14 protein-coding genes are annotated in these 16,383 nt (G+C 62.8%); 3 read left to right on the forward strand and 11 right to left on the reverse strand.

The genetic code is table 11. The annotated features are described in order from the left end of the window. Position 1 precedes the first annotated feature (1 nt). From ACYU03_RS01115 to tcyJ, 7 genes are all read right to left on the reverse strand, one after another. On the reverse strand, positions 2-802 hold the full coding sequence (locus ACYU03_RS01115) for a MetQ/NlpA family ABC transporter substrate-binding protein (RefSeq protein WP_461887707.1): 801 nt from the start codon (positions 800-802) through the stop codon (positions 2-4). Then, on the reverse strand, positions 795-2,180 hold the full coding sequence (locus ACYU03_RS01120; RefSeq protein ID WP_461887708.1) for an LLM class flavin-dependent oxidoreductase: 1,386 nt from the start codon (positions 2,178-2,180) through the stop codon (positions 795-797). Before ACYU03_RS01120 ends, ACYU03_RS01115 begins: the two co-directional genes overlap by 8 nt. After that, complete coding sequence (locus ACYU03_RS01125; protein WP_461887709.1) at positions 2,180-3,385, reverse strand: SfnB family sulfur acquisition oxidoreductase; 1,206 nt, start codon at positions 3,383-3,385, stop codon at positions 2,180-2,182. Before ACYU03_RS01125 ends, ACYU03_RS01120 begins: the two co-directional genes overlap by 1 nt. A 56-nt stretch (positions 3,386-3,441) precedes the next feature. Next, on the reverse strand, positions 3,442-4,683 hold the full coding sequence (locus ACYU03_RS01130) for an SfnB family sulfur acquisition oxidoreductase (RefSeq protein WP_461887710.1): 1,242 nt from the start codon (positions 4,681-4,683) through the stop codon (positions 3,442-3,444). A 297-nt stretch (positions 4,684-4,980) separates the two neighbouring features. Further along, complete coding sequence (gene tcyN / locus ACYU03_RS01135) at positions 4,981-5,742, reverse strand: L-cystine ABC transporter ATP-binding protein TcyN (RefSeq protein WP_461887711.1); 762 nt, start codon at positions 5,740-5,742, stop codon at positions 4,981-4,983. 3 nt (positions 5,743-5,745) lie between these two features. After that, on the reverse strand, positions 5,746-6,414 hold the full coding sequence (gene tcyL, locus ACYU03_RS01140) for a cystine ABC transporter permease (protein ID WP_461887712.1): 669 nt from the start codon (positions 6,412-6,414) through the stop codon (positions 5,746-5,748). Then, a complete protein-coding gene (gene tcyJ / locus ACYU03_RS01145; protein ID WP_461887713.1) occupies positions 6,411-7,205 on the reverse strand; it encodes a cystine ABC transporter substrate-binding protein in 795 nt (264 codons plus the stop codon). The genes tcyL and tcyJ overlap by 4 nt, the downstream gene beginning before the upstream one ends. 341 nt (positions 7,206-7,546) lie before the next feature. Here tcyJ and epsC point away from each other — a divergent pair, with 341 nt between their 5' ends. Next, complete coding sequence (gene epsC, locus ACYU03_RS01150) at positions 7,547-8,479, forward strand: serine O-acetyltransferase EpsC (protein ID WP_461887714.1); 933 nt, start codon at positions 7,547-7,549, stop codon at positions 8,477-8,479. Between the two features lie 221 nt (positions 8,480-8,700). Then, positions 8,701-10,662 carry a choline transporter BetT gene (betT, locus tag ACYU03_RS01155; protein ID WP_461891348.1) on the forward strand — a complete coding sequence of 654 codons (1,962 nt, stop codon included), beginning with the start codon at positions 8,701-8,703 and terminating at the stop codon, positions 10,660-10,662. A gap of 250 nt (positions 10,663-10,912) precedes the next feature. Here the strand turns inward: betT and tauD are convergent, their stop codons facing one another. Genes tauD through tauA form a run of 4 tightly spaced genes read right to left on the reverse strand, consistent with a single transcriptional unit; the run spans position 10,913 to position 14,407 of the window. Continuing rightward, positions 10,913-11,746, reverse strand: a complete 834-nt coding sequence (tauD, locus tag ACYU03_RS01160) for a taurine dioxygenase (RefSeq protein ID WP_461887715.1) — start codon at positions 11,744-11,746, stop codon at positions 10,913-10,915. Between the two features lie 46 nt (positions 11,747-11,792). Beyond that, positions 11,793-12,632, reverse strand: coding sequence for a taurine ABC transporter permease TauC (tauC, locus tag ACYU03_RS01165; protein WP_461887716.1), 840 nt, complete (start codon positions 12,630-12,632; stop codon positions 11,793-11,795). Beyond that, entirely contained in the window at positions 12,629-13,423 is a 795-nt protein-coding gene (tauB, locus tag ACYU03_RS01170; RefSeq protein WP_461887717.1) for a taurine ABC transporter ATP-binding subunit, read from the reverse strand. The genes tauC and tauB overlap by 4 nt, the downstream gene beginning before the upstream one ends. Positions 13,424-13,435: 12 nt before the next feature. Beyond that, positions 13,436-14,407: a taurine ABC transporter substrate-binding protein gene (gene tauA, locus ACYU03_RS01175; protein ID WP_461887718.1), complete on the reverse strand. Its 972-nt coding sequence runs from the start codon at positions 14,405-14,407 to the stop codon at positions 13,436-13,438. Between the two features lie 525 nt (positions 14,408-14,932). Between tauA and ACYU03_RS01180 the strand changes: the two genes are divergently transcribed. Next, complete coding sequence (locus ACYU03_RS01180) at positions 14,933-16,261, forward strand: OprD family porin (protein ID WP_461887719.1); 1,329 nt, start codon at positions 14,933-14,935, stop codon at positions 16,259-16,261. Positions 16,262-16,383 lie beyond the last annotated feature (122 nt).

Consider the following 16,383-nt stretch of genomic DNA (forward strand, 5'->3'; position numbering starts at 1 on the left):
CTCAGCTCTCCCAGCCGGCCTGGTACAGGGTACCGTGGGCCTTGTCCAGTGCGGCGCGAACGACAGGCGAGTGCTGGTAGATATCGATGAAGCGGGCCAAACGTGGGTCGTCCTTGTTCTGTGGGCGGATGACGAACTGGATCACGTATTCCTGGTTCTCCAGGCCATCGAACAGCAGCGCCGAGGTGGCGTCGAAGCTGTTGGCCAGGCGGATGTATGCCGGGTAGCCCTGGACCAGGTCGGCGTCATCGTAGGCGCGGACCAGTTGCACGGCCTCGACCTGGAGGATCTTCAGCTTCTTAGGGTTGGCGACGATGTCATCCTCGGTGGCCTTGTAGCCAACTCCAGGCTTGAGCGTGATCAGCCCGGCCTTGGCCAGCAGTTGCAGCCCGCGGCCACTGTTGATCGGGTCGTTGGCGATGGCCACGCTGGCGCCTTCGGGCAGCGCGTCGAAGCTTTTGTACTTCTTCGAGTACAGGCCGACGTTGTTGATGATCCCGGGCGCATAGGGCACCAGGTCGAACCCGGCGGCAGCCTTGGCGTTTTCCAGGAAGGGGATGTGCTGGAAGTAGTTCACGTCGATATCGCCACTGGCGAGGCTGACGTTGGGGGCGATCCAGTCGCTGAACTCGATCAGCTCGACTGCCAGGCCTTGCTTCTTCGCTTCATCGACCGCCGCTTCCAGGGGGATGGCGAAGGCTGCGGTGGTGCCGATCTTGAGGGGAGCGTCGGCCTGGGCGGTGCCGAACAGGCCGAGGGTCAATGCCAGGGCCGCGACGGGCCGGAACAGGGTCTTAAGCATGGTGCAGGGCTCCAGTCGGGGCAGGGGTGCGGTAAGCCGCGCCGGGGTGGTCGGCGGGCAGGTGAGGGTGGTTGCTGGCGAACAGCTTTTCGCGGAGGCTGCCGTCGTCGTAGGCGGTCTTGTAGGACCCGCGCTTCTGCAACTCGGGGATCACCAGATCGATGAAGTCGATGTAGCTTTCCGGCGCCACGGTGCGCGCCAGGTTGAAACCGTCGAGGCCGGTTTCGTCGATCCAGGCTTCCAACTCATCGGCGACTTGGGTCGGTGAACCGACCAAGGTGACATAGCGGCCGCCGAGGGCGTGCTGCTCGAGCAGGGTGCGGCGGGTCCGGTCGCTGTTCTGCAACTGGCGAGTCGCCGACTGGATCGCGTTACCTTGGGCAAAGGGAATCGGCTCGTCCAGGTCGAAGGCTGCGAAGTCGATGCCGGTGGAGCTGGCGAAGTGCGCCACGCCCGCTTCCGGGCTGGCATAGCGCAAGTATTCGGCATACTTGGCCTGGGCCTGCTGCTCGGTGCGGGCGACGATCACCGTGATGCCCATGAACACTTTGATGGCCTGCGGATCACGCCCGGCGGCGTGGGCAGCGGCGCGTACCTTGTCCACTTGGACGCGGGTGGAGGCCTTGTCCTGACCGCTGATGAACACGCACTCGGCATGACGGCCGGCGAAGGCCAGGCCGCGCGGCGAGCTGCCGGCCTGGAACAGCACCGGTGTGCGCTGTGGCGAGGGTTCGCACAGGTGATAACCCTCGACCTTGTAGAACTCGCCCTGGTGGCGGACCTTGCGGACCTTGTCGGGCTGGGCATAGATGCGCTGTTGAGGATCGTTGAGCACGGCATCGTCGTCCCAACTGCCTTCGAGCAGTTTGTACAGCACCTGCAGGTACTCGTCGGCCTGATCGTAGCGCCGGTCGTGCTCCGGCTGTTGCTCCAGGCCCATGGCGCGGGCGGCGCTGTCCAGGTAGCCGGTGACGATGTTCCAGCCGACGCGGCCGTTGCTCAGGTGGTCGAGGGTCGACAGGCGCCGGGCGAACAGGTACGGGGCTTCGTAGGTGAGGTTGGCGGTCAGGCCGAAGCCCAGGTGTTTGGTCACTGCAGCCATGGCCGAGACCAGCAACAGCGGGTCGTTGACCGGCAGCTGGATGGCCTCCTTCAGCGGCACTTCGACCGAGTTGCGATAGACATCGTAGGTGCCGACGATGTCGGCGATGAACAGACCGTCGAACAGCCCGCGCTCCAACAGGCGTGCCAGGTCGGTCCAGTATTCCAGGGTCTTGTACTGGGTCGAGTTGTCCCGGGGATGGGTCCACAGGCCATGGTTGATGTGCCCGATGCAGTTCATGTTGAAGGCATTGAGCAGGATCTTCTTCTTCGCCATCAGATGGTCCCCCGCCGTGGTGGGTTCTCATCGTTGAGGTAGTAGTTGCCGATGGCGTGGTACTTCCAGCGCACCGGGTCATGCAGGGTGTGCACGCGGGCGTTGCGCCAGTGGCGGTCCAGGCCGTGCTCGGCCAGGGTGGCCTGGCTGCCGGCCAGTTCGAACAGGGTGGTGCCAGTGGCGAGGGAGATTTCCGTGCTGATCGCCCGGGCCTCGGCCACGGCGATGGAGGCGGCGGCGACAGTGTCGCTGGTGCTGTCGGCCTGGGCGCGGTCGAGGTACTCGCCAGCGCGGTCGAGCAGGGCTTCGGCGGCGTGCAGGCGGATCGCCAAGTGGCCGAAGCTTTTCAAGGTCAGCGGGTCGTCGCTGGCCTTGTCCTGACCGGAGTCGACCCAGGGCCGGCTGCGCGTGCGCACGAACTGCAAGGCATCTTCATAGGCGGCGCGGGCGATGCCGGTATCGATGGCGGCATGGAGGATCTGCGCCAGCGGTCCGACCGTGGTGAGGCGTTCGAAGGCGCTCTGGAACGGGACCACGTCCTCGGCACTGACCGCGACATTGTCGAACACCACCGAGCCACTGCCCGTGGTGCGCTGGCCGAAGCCGCTCCAGTCGTCGATCACCTGCAGGCCGCGGCTGTCGGCGGGTACGAAGACCAGTTGCTGCACGCCCTGTTCATCGATCACCGAAGTGGGGATGCGCTGGGCGTAGAGAGCACCGGTGGCGTAGAACTTGCGGCCATTGATGCGGTAGCCGTCACCGTCGCGGCGCAGGCTGGTGGTACGGTCGTGGGCGGTTTTCGTGCCCAGCTCGGCCAGGGCGTTGCCAAAGCGTCGGCCGGCCAGCACTTCAGCATACAGACGTTGTTGCTGGGCCGGGCTGCCGTTGACCCGCAGCACGTCCAGGGCATAGAAGTGGTTCTGCGGGATTTGTCCAAGCGAGGCGTCTGCCTGGGCGATACGGGCGATGACCTTGGCCAGGGTGACGTTGGACACGCCCGCGCCGCCGAAGGCTTTCGGTACGCTGATGCCCCACAAGCCGGAGCGTGAGAACAGCTCCAGCTCTGGGTGGGGCAGGCGCCGCTCGCGGTCGCGCAGAGCGCTGTCGCGACGCAGTTGCCCGGCGATTTCTTCGGCAACGGCCAACGCCTGGGCGTCACTGTGGATGACCGCCGCCGGGTCGTGGTGGTTGGATAGCGTATTCATGTGGGACTCCATCGCGGGGCCGGCCGGAACGCCTGGCCACCGCTTGCTGGGGCTGGTCAAATCCAGGAATGGCGGGCAGGGCGCTTGCCGTTGAGGTGATAGGCGCCGACCGCGTGGTACTTCCAGCGCACCGGGTCGTGCAGGGTATGCACGCGGGCGTTGCGCCAATGTCGGTCGAGGTTGAACTCGGCGAGCGTGGCGCGGCTGCCGGAGAGCTCGAACAGCTTCTCGCTGGCCTGCAGGGCGATCTCGGTGGTGAGCACCTTGGCCTCGGCCACGGCGATCGAAGCGCGGGCTGCCGCGTCGTCGTCCACCGGGGCCGCATTGACTTCGTCGAGTACCCGCGTGGCCCGTTGCAGCAGCGCTTCGGCGGCATGCAACTCGAGCTTCAGGCGGCCGATATCTGCGATCACATAAGGATCGTCGCTGGCGCGTTCGACCTTGGCGTCGACCCAGGGGCGGGCCTTTTCGCGGACGAAGGCAATGCTGTCTTCGATGGCGGCTTCGGCGATGCCGGCGTCGATGGCCGCCTGGATCAGTTGCGAAGCGGCGCCTTGGATGTTCGGTGCGTCGGCCTGGCGCCAGTTGTCCACAACCAGTTCGGCGTCTACTGGTACCTGGTCGAGCAACACCGTACCGCTGGCTGTGGTGCGTTGGCCAAAGCCAGACCAGTCATCGACGATACGCAGGCCCGGGCTGCCACGGCGGACGAATGCCAGGCGCTGGCGTCCCTCGTCATCCAGCGCTTTCACCGCCACCCAGTGGGCGAACAGGGCGCCGGTGGAGTAGAACTTCTGGCCCGTGATCCGGTACTGATCACCGTCGCGGGTAATCCGCGCCTTGAGGGTCAACGTGTCTTTTGTGCCGCGCTCCGGGCCAGCATTGCCGATCCGCCAGCCATCGAGCACGGACCTGAACAGTACGGCCTTCTGTGCTTCGGTGGCCGTAACGCGCAGCAACTGCAACATACCGAACTGGTTTTGTGGAATCTGCCCCAGCGCCGGGTCGGCGGCGCTGATCAGGCGGAAGACTTCAGCGATGGTGGCGAACGATACGTCCGGGCCGCCGTATTCCCGGGGAATGCTGATGCTGCCCAGGCCGCTGCGGGTGAACTGTTCGATTTCCGCCCATGGCAGCTTGCGCTGCTGGTCGCGGCGGGCGGCCTGCTGGCGAGCCAGGTCGGCCAGCTCGCGGGCGGCTTGCAGGGCCTCGGCATCGTTGCGCAGGACCTTGGCCGGCAGCAGCAATGGCGAGCTGTCCAGGTCGCTGTGGATATTCGTTTCTGCCAGGCCGGACATCAGTACCGCTCCTTGGTGGATGCACTCAATGCCCTGGCTGGGGTGATTGTGTTCCTGACCATACCTTACCTCACGTAGTGAAAGTGTCGCTGCAACTGACAGCGACAGACATGCGTTGGTCCGGTGGTCCGGTTTATATACCCTATGCGCTTATAAAAACTTAATAAGCTAACTTTTAGGAATATTCATAGAAGAACCCTTGGGTCGAAAATCCACAGGCGTATGACGACCGCCCAGCACGACACCCCGCACAGGTAAACCTGCGCGGGGTGGGGGTGTGAGGAAGTTTTCCGAGGGTCAGGCTTGCGTGGTGTCCGTACCGAGGAATTTGCGCAGGAACTGTCGCGTGCGCTCTTCGCGTGGGTTGGCGAACAGCGCCTTGGCTTCGCCCTGTTCGACGATCACCCCCTTGTCGAAGAAAATCACCCGGTTGGCCACATCTCGGGCGAAGCCCATTTCGTGGGTGACGATGATCATGGTGCGCTTTTCTTCTGCCAGGCCACGGATGGTCGCCAGCACCTCGCCGACCAGCTCTGGATCGAGCGCCGAAGTCGGCTCGTCGAAGAGAATCACCTGCGGCTCCATGGCCAAGGCACGGGCGATGGCCACCCGCTGCTGCTGGCCTCCTGAGAGCCTTCGCGGGTAGGCGTCTTCCTTGCCGGCCAGGCCGACCTTGGCCAGCAGCTTGCGGCCAAGGTCCACGGCCTTCTCGCGAGGCGTCTTCTTCACGATCAGCGGCCCCTCGATGACATTCTCCAGGGCCGTGCGGTGGGGGAATAGGTTGAAACTCTGGAAGACGAAACCGACCTGCTGGCGCAGGCGCCGGATCGCACCTTGCTGGGCCGTGAGCGGACGGTCGGCCTCGATGGTGATGTCGCCAACACGGATACGTCCTCCGCTGGGAGTTTCCAGCAGGTTCAGGCAGCGCAGGAAGGTGGTCTTGCCGGAGCCGCTGGGCCCGATGATGGCGATCACCTCGCCCGCCTCGACGGTCAGGTCGATGCCATCGAGCACGGTGTGGCCATTGAACTGCTTGCTCAGGCGCTCTACTACGATCATGCCTCAGTGCTCCTGGTCATGCCGGTTGACCCGCGCTTCCAGGCGGTTTTGCAAGTGCGCGAGGACGCTGGCCAGGACCCAGTAGATCAGGGCGGCGGCCAGGTACATGGTGAAGACCTCGAAGGTCCGGGCGGTGATCAGTTGGGCTTGGCGGAACAGCTCCGGCACCTGGATGGTGGCGGCCAGGGCGGTGTCCTTGACCAGCGAGATGAAACTGTTACCCAGCGGTGGCAGGGCCGTACGCGCTGCTTGGGGCAGGATCGCCCGGCGCATCGCCTGGCCACGGGTCATGCCGATACTGGCTGCGGCCTCCCACTGGCCACGGTCGATGGAGCCGATGGCCGCGCGCAGGATCTCGCAGGTGTAGGCGGCCATGTTCAAGGAAAAACCGATCAGCGCCGCTGGCAGCGGATCCAGCTCCAGGCCCACTTGCGGCAGACCGTAGTAGATCACGAACAATTGCACTAACAGCGGCGTGCCGCGGAAGAAGGACACATAGACCCGCGCCAGCCAGCTGATCGGCCAGAAGCGCGACAGGCGCATCAGCGCCAGGCCGAAGCCCAGTAGCAGGCCGAAGAACATCCCGCCGACGCTGAGGATCACTGTGAAGTACGCGCCCTTGAGCAGGAAGGGCACGGAGTCGATGGCCAGTTGCAGGCTTTCTCCAATCATTTAGTTACGTCAGCGCCGAAGTATTTTTCGGACAGCTTGGCCAGGGTGCCGTCGGCACGCAGCTTGTCCAGCGCCTTGTTGATGGCCTCGAGCAGCTCAGGTTCACCCTTGCGCAGAGCAATGCCGGACTCCAGGCGCGAAAAGGCTTCGCCTGCGGTAGCGGTGTCCTGGGCTTTCTTCGCGTACTCCAAGGCAGCGAGGCGGTCGATCAGGATGGCGTCGATGCGGCCGACCCGCAGGTCCTGGAATTTTGCCGGGTCATCGTTGTAGGTGCGCACATCGGCCTTGGGGACTTCTTGCCTGACCCATTGCTCATAGTTGGTGCCCAGGCCTACGCCGACCTTCTTGTCCGCCAGGTCGGCAGCGCCCTGGATATTCAGCTTTTCCAGGTTCTTTTTCAGCACCAGGGCCTGGATGCCGGAAACGGTATAGGGCTCGGAAAAGTCGTAGGTCTTCTTGCGCTCATCGGAGATGGTCACTTGGTTGACCACCGCGTCCAGGCGTTTGGATTGCAGGGCCGCGAGGATGCCGTCCCATGGGGTCGGCTGCAGTTTGACCTTGACCCCCAGCTCCTGGGCCAACGCCTCGGACAGCTCTACTTCGAAGCCCGTCAGCTTGCCGCTTTCATCGACGAAGCTGAACGGTGGGTAGGTGCCTTCCAGGCCGACGTTGATCACGCCTTTCTCCTGGATGGTCTTCAGTTGCTCACCGGCGAACACCTGGCTGAACAGCCCAGTGCCCAAAAGCAAGGCGAGGCTGGCGTTGAGTAGAGGTTTGGCGAATTTCGTCATGGCTGGCCCCGCGCTTGTTGTGAAAGTAGTGGGTGGCGACTATAGGGGTGAGTTCATAGGCTTAGAAATAATAAAAAATTATTTTCTTATTTCTTTATTGCCTTGTGTGCTGAGGTATTCAGCTCTACAGGTTAGGCGAAGAATTGGGGACTGATGCTCGACATCGATTGCTTATGCCCGTCTTAGCGCAGGATGGAATAAAGCGGTGTTTTTTCCAAGGGGTAGATTTGCCGTAGAGTGGAGCGGATCGGCGGCGCCCCACATCAATTTGAAGGCGTGATTGGCCCGTTCCCACGGGGCCTGCGCAATTTCCAGCAAAGCCGCCGCGCCAGGAGAATACCGTGAGCGAACATCCAGCATCAGGGCATTGGCAGTTGCAGAGCATCGTCAGCGGCTTGCGCAGTGCGCGCGAACAGTGGCGTACCCGCAATGGTCGCAGCAGCGGTGAACAAGGCGGTCGTGAACTGCCGTCACGCGAGGCCATGCGGCAGATCCTCGAGCAGCTGTGCGGGGCTCTGTTTCCCATGCGCCTGGGCCCGGTAGACCTGCGTGAGGAAAGCGAAGACTTCTATGTCGGCCATACCCTCGATGCGGCCCTGACCGCGCTGCTGGCCCAGGCCCGTCTGGAGTTGCGCTATGCGGCCCGCCAAGGCAAGGCCGACGATGCCGATGTCGATGCCAGGGCCCTGCGCCTGATCCAGGATTTCGCTGCCGCCCTGCCGGGCTTGCGCAGCCTGCTCGACACGGATGTATTGGCGGCCTTCCATGGCGACCCAGCGGCGCGCAGTGTCGATGAGGTGCTGCTTTGCTACCCGGGCATCCTGGCGATCATCCACCACCGCCTGGCTCATCACCTGTATCAGGCCGGCCTGCCGTTGCTGGCGCGGATCAGTTCCGAACAGGCCCACTCGGCCACGGGTATCGACATCCATCCGGGTGCGCAGATCGGTCCGAGCTTCTTCATCGATCACGGGACAGGCGTGGTGATCGGCGAGACTGCGATCATTGGTGAACGGGTGCGCATCTACCAGGCCGTGACCCTTGGCGCCAAGCGCTTCCCGGCGGACGAATCCGGCCAATTGCAAAAGGGACATCCGCGCCACCCGATTGTCGAAGACGACGTCGTGATCTACGCCGGCGCGACTATCCTGGGACGGATCACCATCGGCAAGGGCTCGACCATCGGCGGCAACGTCTGGCTGACCCGCAGCGTGCCACCGGGCAGCAACCTGACCCAGGCCAACCTGCAGCATGATGACGGGACTCAGAAGTAACCTGGCCGGGCCGGTGCAGCGCTGAGAACCAGGCGTTGGGTCGCATTGCAACCCCCATCCATGTTTAACTTGAACGCTTGTTCAAGTTAAACGGTGGTCCGCTGCCGGTGTTCAACAGGAGGAAACCCTTTGTCGAACCCGTTCAATCCTAGCCATTCACCCCTCTGTGAGGTGCACCCGCAATGAGTGCATCCAACCCTCTTGCCAATGGCAAGATCCGCATGAACCCGCCGGTGTTTTACTTCGCGGCAAGCTTCATTCTGATATTCGGCTTGGTGGTCATCGCCAACCCGCAAGCGACTGGCGAGTGGTTGCTCGCCGCGCAGAACTGGGCGGCCAACACGGTCGGCTGGTACTACATGCTGGCAATGACGCTGTATCTGGTCTTCGTGGTGGTCACCGCCTTGTCTGGCTACGGCAAGATCAAGCTCGGTGCCGACCACGACGAGCCCGAGTTCAGCTACCTGTCCTGGGCCGGCATGCTGTTCGCCGCTGGCATCAGCATCACCCTGTTCTTCTTCTGCGTCTCCGAACCCCTGACCCACATGCTCCAGCCGCCCCAGGGCGAAGCGGGTACGGTGGAGGCCGGGCGCCAGGCGATGCAGTTGCTGTTTCTGCACTGGGGTTTGCATGGCTGGGGTGTATTCGCCTTCGTCGGCATGGCCCTGGCTTACTTCGCCTACCGGCACAACCTCCCGCTGGCCTTACGCTCGGCGCTGTATCCGCTGATCGGCAAGCGCATCAATGGGCCGATCGGCTATGCGGTGGACGGTTTCGGCATCATCGCCACGGTGTTCGGCCTGGGCGCGGACATGGGCTTCGGTGTGCTGCACCTCAACGCCGGCCTGGACTACCTGTTCGGGATCTCCCATTCCCAGTGGGTACAGGTGATGCTCATCGTGTTGATGATGGGCGCCGCCGTGGCCGTGGCGGTCGCCGGGGTGGAGAAGGGCGTGCGGGTGATGTCGGATATCAACCTGTTCCTGGCTTGTGCGTTGTTGCTGTTCGTATTGTTCGCCGGCCCGACCCAGCACCTGTTGAACACCCTGATCCAGAACCTGGGCGACTACCTTGGTGACTTGCCCCGCAAGAGCTTCGACGTCTATGCCTACACTCAGGACAACGGCTGGCTGGGGGGCTGGACGGTGTTCTACTGGGCCTGGTGGATTGCCTGGGCGCCCTTCGTCGGTCTATTCATCGCACGTATTTCCCGGGGCAGGACGATCCGCGAATTCGTCTTTGGCGTGTTGTTGATTCCCCTAGGCTTCACCCTGGCCTGGATGTCGATTTTTGGCAACAGCGCCCTGAATCAGGTTCTCGAACACGGCATGACCGCCTTGGGCCAGACGGCCTTGGATGACCCGCCGATGGCTCTCTACCTGCTCCTGGAGACCTACCCCTGGAGCAAGGCCGTGATCGCTGTCACGGTGTTCATCAGCTTTGTCTTCTTCGTTACCTCGGCCGACTCCGGCACCGTAGTGCTCTCGACCCTCTCGGCTCGCGGTGGTAACGCTGACGAGGATGGGCCGAACTGGTTGCGGGTCTTCTGGGGGGCAATGACTGCGCTGATCACCAGCGGGTTGTTGTTCGCCGGCAGTATCGACTCGCTGAAGTCCGCTGTGGTGCTGACCTCGCTGCCGTTCTCGATGATCCTGCTGACCATGATGTGGGGGCTGCACAAGGCGTTCTACCTGGAGTCGCAAAGGCAGATCGCGCAGATGCACTCCCTGGCGCCGTTCGCCAATTCGCGGCGTGGCCGTGGCGGCTGGCGCCAGCGTTTGAGCCAGGCCGTGCACTTCCCGTCGCGGGATGAGGTGTACCGCTTCATGGACACGGTGGTGCGTCCGGCGATAGCCGAAGTCACCGAAGTCTTCGAGCAGAAAGGCCTGCGCCTGATCACCCAGGAAGACCCGAGCCACGACAACGTCAGCCTGAAGATCGGCCATGGCGAGGAGCAGCCGTTCATCTACCAGGTGCAGATGCGAGGTTACTTCACCCCATCGTTCGCTCTGGGTGGGTTGGGTACCCAAGACCTGAGGAACCGCCGCTACTACCGCGCCGAGGTGCACCTGAGCGAAGGCAGCCAGAACTATGACCTGGTGGGCTACAGCAAGGAGCAGATCATCAATGACATCCTCGACCAGTACGAGCGGCACATGCAGTTCCTGCATCTGGTGAGGTGATAGGGCTGAGGCATTGGGCGGATCAGCTTGCTCCTGCCGCTAGGGTTCGGAGCAAGTGCTGTACTGCCGGTGCCGGCCCATCGCGGCTCCCACAGGGTTCTGTGTCGGCCACGGAACTGGGGTATGCAGGGCCCCTGTGGGAGGCTGGCGCAGCCTGCGATTGGGCCGCAAAGCGGCCCCGGCTCACTGGAGCCTTACTCTAGACTAGCGAATCCCCCCACAGGGCTCTGAACTGCGCCACTGATCCAGCTCAGAACGGCGCATCCCCCAGGATCGTCGCCCGGTGCATGACCCGCCGTGACGGCCGGTAATCGTCCACCGCGTAGTGCTGGGTGACGCGGTTGTCCCAGAAGGCCACGTCATTTTCCTGCCAGCGCCAGCGAATGGTGAATTCTGGCCGGGTCGCATGGGCAAACAGGAGTTTCAGCAGCGCTTCGCTCTCATGCTCGTTCAGTTCGTTGATACGGGTGGTGAAGCCTTCGTTGACGAACAGCGCCTTGCGTCCGCTGACTGGGTGGGTGCGCACCACCGGGTGCGACAGGGGCGGGTTGTTGCGCCGGGTCGCTTCCCAGCGCTCCAGGTCTTGTGGCGTGGTGCCGAAGCGCTCGAGCGGGAAGGACTTGGTGAAGTCATGGGTCGCGGTCAGGCCATCGAGCAACTGCTGCAGCGGCGCCGACAGCGCCTCGAAGGCGGCAATGCCGCTGGCCCACAGGGTGTCGCCGCCATAGGCCGGCAACTGCTTGGCGCTGAGCACGGCACCCAGCGCTGGCGTTGGCAGGAAGGTAACGTCCGTGTGCCAGACGGCATTGTCGCGCACGTCGGTGACGGCGGTATCGAGGATCAGCACCTGCGGGGTGTCTGGCACATTGGGGTAGATCGGGTGGATATGCAGGTCACCGAAGCGCGCGGCGAAGTGCGCCTGCTGCGCTGGGGTGATCGGCTGGTCGCGGAAGAACAGCACTTGGTGCTTGAGCAGCGCTTGCTCGATGGCGTCGCGCTGTTCGATGTTGATCTCGCGGCTCAGGTCGATGCCGCTGATCTGGGCGCCGAGCGCCGGGCTGAGAGGGGTAACGGTCAGGCTCATGTCGGTCTCTTGGTTGGCGCCGAAGTGTCGGCGTGGTCAGTCGGAATCAGTGGCTTTGCCCGTGCCAGGGCACCAGCTTGCGTTGTAGGGCGCGCAGGCCCATCTCCAGGGCAAAGGCGATCAGGGCGATGAGCAGGATCCCCAACACCACCACATCGGTGACCAGGAACTGCGCCGCCGACTGCACCATGAAGCCCAGGCCGCTGGTGGCGGCGATCAACTCGGCAGCGACCAGGGTCGACCAGCCGACACCCAGGCCGATGCGGATGCCGGTGAGGATGTCGGGCAAGGCGCTGGGCAGGATCACATGGCGGATCAGCTGGGCCTTGGTGGCGCCGAGCGATTGCGCTGCGCGCAGCTTGGCCGGGTCTACCGTGCGCACGCCGGTGGCGGTGGCAATGGCGATGGGGGCGAAGATCGCCAGGTAGATCAGCAGCACCTTCGACAACTCGCCAATGCCGCACCAGATTACGATGAGTGGCAGGTAGGCCAGCGGCGGGATCGGCCGGTAGAATTCGATCAGTGGATCGAGGATGCCGCGGGCGATGCGGTTGTAGCCGATGGCGATGCCGACCGGGATCGCTGTCAGGATCGCCGCGCCCAGCGCCAGACCGATCCGTCCAAGGCTGGCGCCCAGGTGCTGCCACAGGCTGGCATCCATGTAGCCCTGGGTCAGCAGCACCCAGGCCTTGGCCAGGATGTCGCCGGGCGAGGGCAGGAACAGCGGCTCGACCCAGCCGGCGGCGGTGACCAGCCACCAGGCCAGCAGCAATGTGGCCAGGGTCAGGGCGCTGATCCAGCGGGTGCCGAGGGTTCGCCGTGGCTGGGGGGCGGATGGTTGTTTGGTGCCAGTCTTGCTGGCGACCGGCAGGTCCAGGCTGCTCATGCGGACTCCTGCCGCTGGGCGGCGCTGCGTTGGGAAAACACCCGTGCCAGGACATGCTCGCGGGTTTCGATGAAGCGTGGATCGGACTTGATCGCGCGGGCCGGCTCACCGGCGGCATAGCGCTTGCCGAAGTCCAGTTGCAGGCGTTCGACGATCTGCCCCGGGTTGGGCGCCAGCAACACCAGCTCAGTGGCCAGGAACACCGCTTCTTCGATGTCGTGGGTAATCAGGAACACCGGTTTGGCGGTGCGCTGCCAGACCTGCAGCAGCAACTCCTGCATTTGCTCGCGGGTAAAGGCATCGAGGGCGCCGAACGGCTCGTCCATCAGCAGCACACGTGGGTCGGCGGCCAGCGCACGGGCCAGGCCCACGCGTTGCTTCTGACCGCCCGACAGTTGCCAGATGCGCCGTTCGCTGAAACCGGCCAGGTCGACCAGTGTCAGCATTTCTCTGGCTTTCTGCTCACGCTGAGTGCGTGGCACGCCGGCCAGTTCCAGACCGAAGGCGACATTACCCAGCACGTCTTGCCAGGGCAGCAGGGCATCGTCCTGAAAGACCACGCCGCGCTCGGCGCCGGGGCCTTGCACCGGTACACCGTCTAGGGTGATGCGCCCACTGCTGGGCGCGACGAACCCTGCGATCAGGTTGAGCAGCGAAGTCTTGCCGCTGCCGGATGGGCCGAGGGCCACCAGCAACTGGCGTGGCCCGAGGGTCAGATTGATGTCGGACAGCACCGGTTCGGCGGCGCCGGGGTACTGTGCGTTGATACGCTCCAGTTCAAGCAAGGCCATGACAGGCTCCGATCAATTGGTGATGTATTGGGCGCTGACGTAGGGCGAGTAGTCCGGCAGCACCGCTTCGACCTTGCCTTGCTGTTTGAGGAAGGACGCGGTGTCGGTCAACGCTTGGGTAGTCGGGGCGCCCAGCGCGCTGACCTGGTCGGCGGCCAGCGGATAGACATTGCCCTCCAGCAGGACCGGGATATCGGCAGGCTTGGCGCCGGAGAGCTTGGCCAGCTTGCTGATGTTGTCCGGGTTGGCCAGCCAGGCTTTCGGGTCCTGGCGGTAGTCGGCGTAGGCGTCGAGGGTGACCTTGGCGAAGGACTTGACGATGTCCGGATGCTTGGCGGCGAAGTCCTTGCGCACGATCCAGGCGTCGAAGGTTGGCGCGCCTTTCTGGGCCAGTTCGCCGGAAGTGATCAGCACTTTGCCGTTTTCCTTGGCCACGCCCAGGGCTGGGTCCCAGACATAGGTGGCGTCGATGTCGCCACGCTTCCAGGCGGCGATGATCGCGGGCGGCGCCAAGTTGAGGATCTGCACCTTGGACGGGTCGATGTTCCACTGCTTCAGCGCGGCCAGCAGGCTGTAGTGACCGGTGGAAACGAAAGGCACGGCAATCTTCTTACCGACCAAGTCTTGCGGCGAATCGATGCCCTGGCGCGCGACCAGGGCCTCGCCAGCGCCGATCTGGGTTGCGATCAGGAAGGTCTCCACCGGCAGCTTGCGGGTGGCAGCAGCGGCCAGCGGGCTGGAGCCGAGGTAGCCGATCTGCACGTCGCCGGAGGCCACGGCGGTGATGACATCGGCGCCGTTGTCGAACTTGCGCCAGTCGATGCTGGCGTTGCTGGCCTTTTCATAGCTGCCGTCGGCCTGAGCCACCTTGGCCGGGTCGACGGTAGTCTGGTAGGCCACGGTCAGGTCGGCCGCCTGGGCAAGCCAGCTGGCACCGGCCAGGGTCAGGGTGGCGAACAGGCGCAGCGGAGCGTGCGGGATCATGAGTGAATTCCTCGTCAGGCGGTCGTGATGAGTGGATGACGAGAAGATTAATTGATCTAAAAATTATGAAATAAATAACTTTTTTGCATTAGCTTAGGAGTCAATCGTTTCAAGCGCCGCGTAGCCTGTCCGGCGGTGATGGGGCTCAAGGGCGAAAAGCGGAGGTTGGTGCTAGGCTCAGCGCTGCTAAAAGCGCAGGGAAGGGTATTTGTCAGAAGGGTTATGGGCAAACGTTTGCAAATAACCTAAAGGAATGGTTCTGAGGGGGCGATACAACCTTTGGTGTTAAAGGTTCCATCGATATTCCTCAAAAATCTGAGCGATTCATAAAACAGTCATTTTGGATTTATAGGATTGTCATTATCCTGTAGCGCAGGACTGGCGCATTAGACCAAAGTAGTGAAATGATTGGTTACGATTGACTTGAAGGTCACTTTTTGGTGCTAAATCGCCAATCGACGATGAGCGGGGCAGTAGATCCCGCCTTCAGCGACACACAAGAATTAGAACGTAGAGGAGCAAAACATGTATAAGTCCAGCCTGGCTCTGGCCGTGGCACTGGGGGTTCTGGCCCAACAAGCAGGTGCTGCCGGCTTCATCGAGGACAGCAAACTGTCCCTCAGCTCGCGCACCATGTACTTCGACAACGACAACCGCGAAGGTGCCAACGACAACCGTGAGTGGGGTCAAGGCTTCAAGGTCGACTACCTCTCTGGTTTCACTGAAGGCACCGTTGGCTTTGGTGTCGACGTACAAGCCCTGTGGGGTATCCACCTGGATGGCGGCCGTGGCCACCACCCTGACAACAGCACCTTCTTCCCAAGCGATTCGGACGGTTCGGCCGTAGACCAATGGGCGCGTATCGGTGGTAACGTCAAGGCGCGTTTCTCCAAGACCGAAGGTCACTTCGGTAGCGCACTGGCACCGAACCTGCCGATCCTGGTCTCCAACGATGGCCGTCTGCTGCCGCAGACCTTCGAGGGTGGCACCATCCAGTCGAAGGAAATCGACAACCTGACCATCAACGCGGGTCAACTGACCCACGCTATGGGCCGTGCTTCGAGCAACCGTACCGGTCTGTCCGTGGCTGGTGCTTCCCAGGACAGCAACAAGTTCCGCTTCGGCGGCGCAGACTGGAAGGTCACCAAAGATCTGACCCTGCAGTACTACTACTCGAACCTGGAAGATTTCTACAAGCAGCACTTCCTGGGCCTGGTACACGTATTCCAGATCGCTGAAGACCAGTCGTTCAAGACCGACCTGCGCTATTTCGATAGCCGCAGCGATGGCAAGAATGGCGACGCCGGCTACACCTTCAACAACAACGGTGGTTACGCCAAGCACGCTGGCGAGGTCGACAACAAGACCTGGAGCGCCATGTTCACCTACACCCTGGGTGGTCATGCGCTGATGCTCGGTCATCAACGTGTCAGCGATGACGGTGGCTTCGTCTGGCTGAACCAAGGCAACGTGGTTGATGGCAACGGTCGTCCGGAAGGTGCTGGTGGCTCCAGCTTCTACCTGTTCACCGATAGCATGATCAACCAGTTCGCCAAGGCTGGTGCCAACACCACCTTCGGTCAGTACTCCTACGACTTCGCTCGCCTGGGTGTGCCTGGCTTGAAAGCGTCGGTTGCCTACCTGCGTGGCGACGATGTGCGCAATACCAATGGCAATGGCACTTTCAGCGAGTGGGAGCGTGATGCACGTATCGACTACGTCATCCAGGAAGGCCCGCTCAAAGGCCTGGGGACCAGCCTGCGTCACGGTGTATACCGTGGCAGCGGCGGCAACTCCCTGGCTGACCAAGACCAGACCCGCCTGATCTTCAACTACACTTACAACTTCCTGTAAGCGTATTGAGAAAAGAAGCCTCGCCTAGTGCGAGGCTTTTTTTTTGCCTGCTATCGCGTATATCCAACGGTTATAAATAAATCGATATTTATTCTTTTTGTTTTGCTTCCGGAGCAGGCACA

The organism is Pseudomonas sp. X10 (assembly GCF_054889225.1).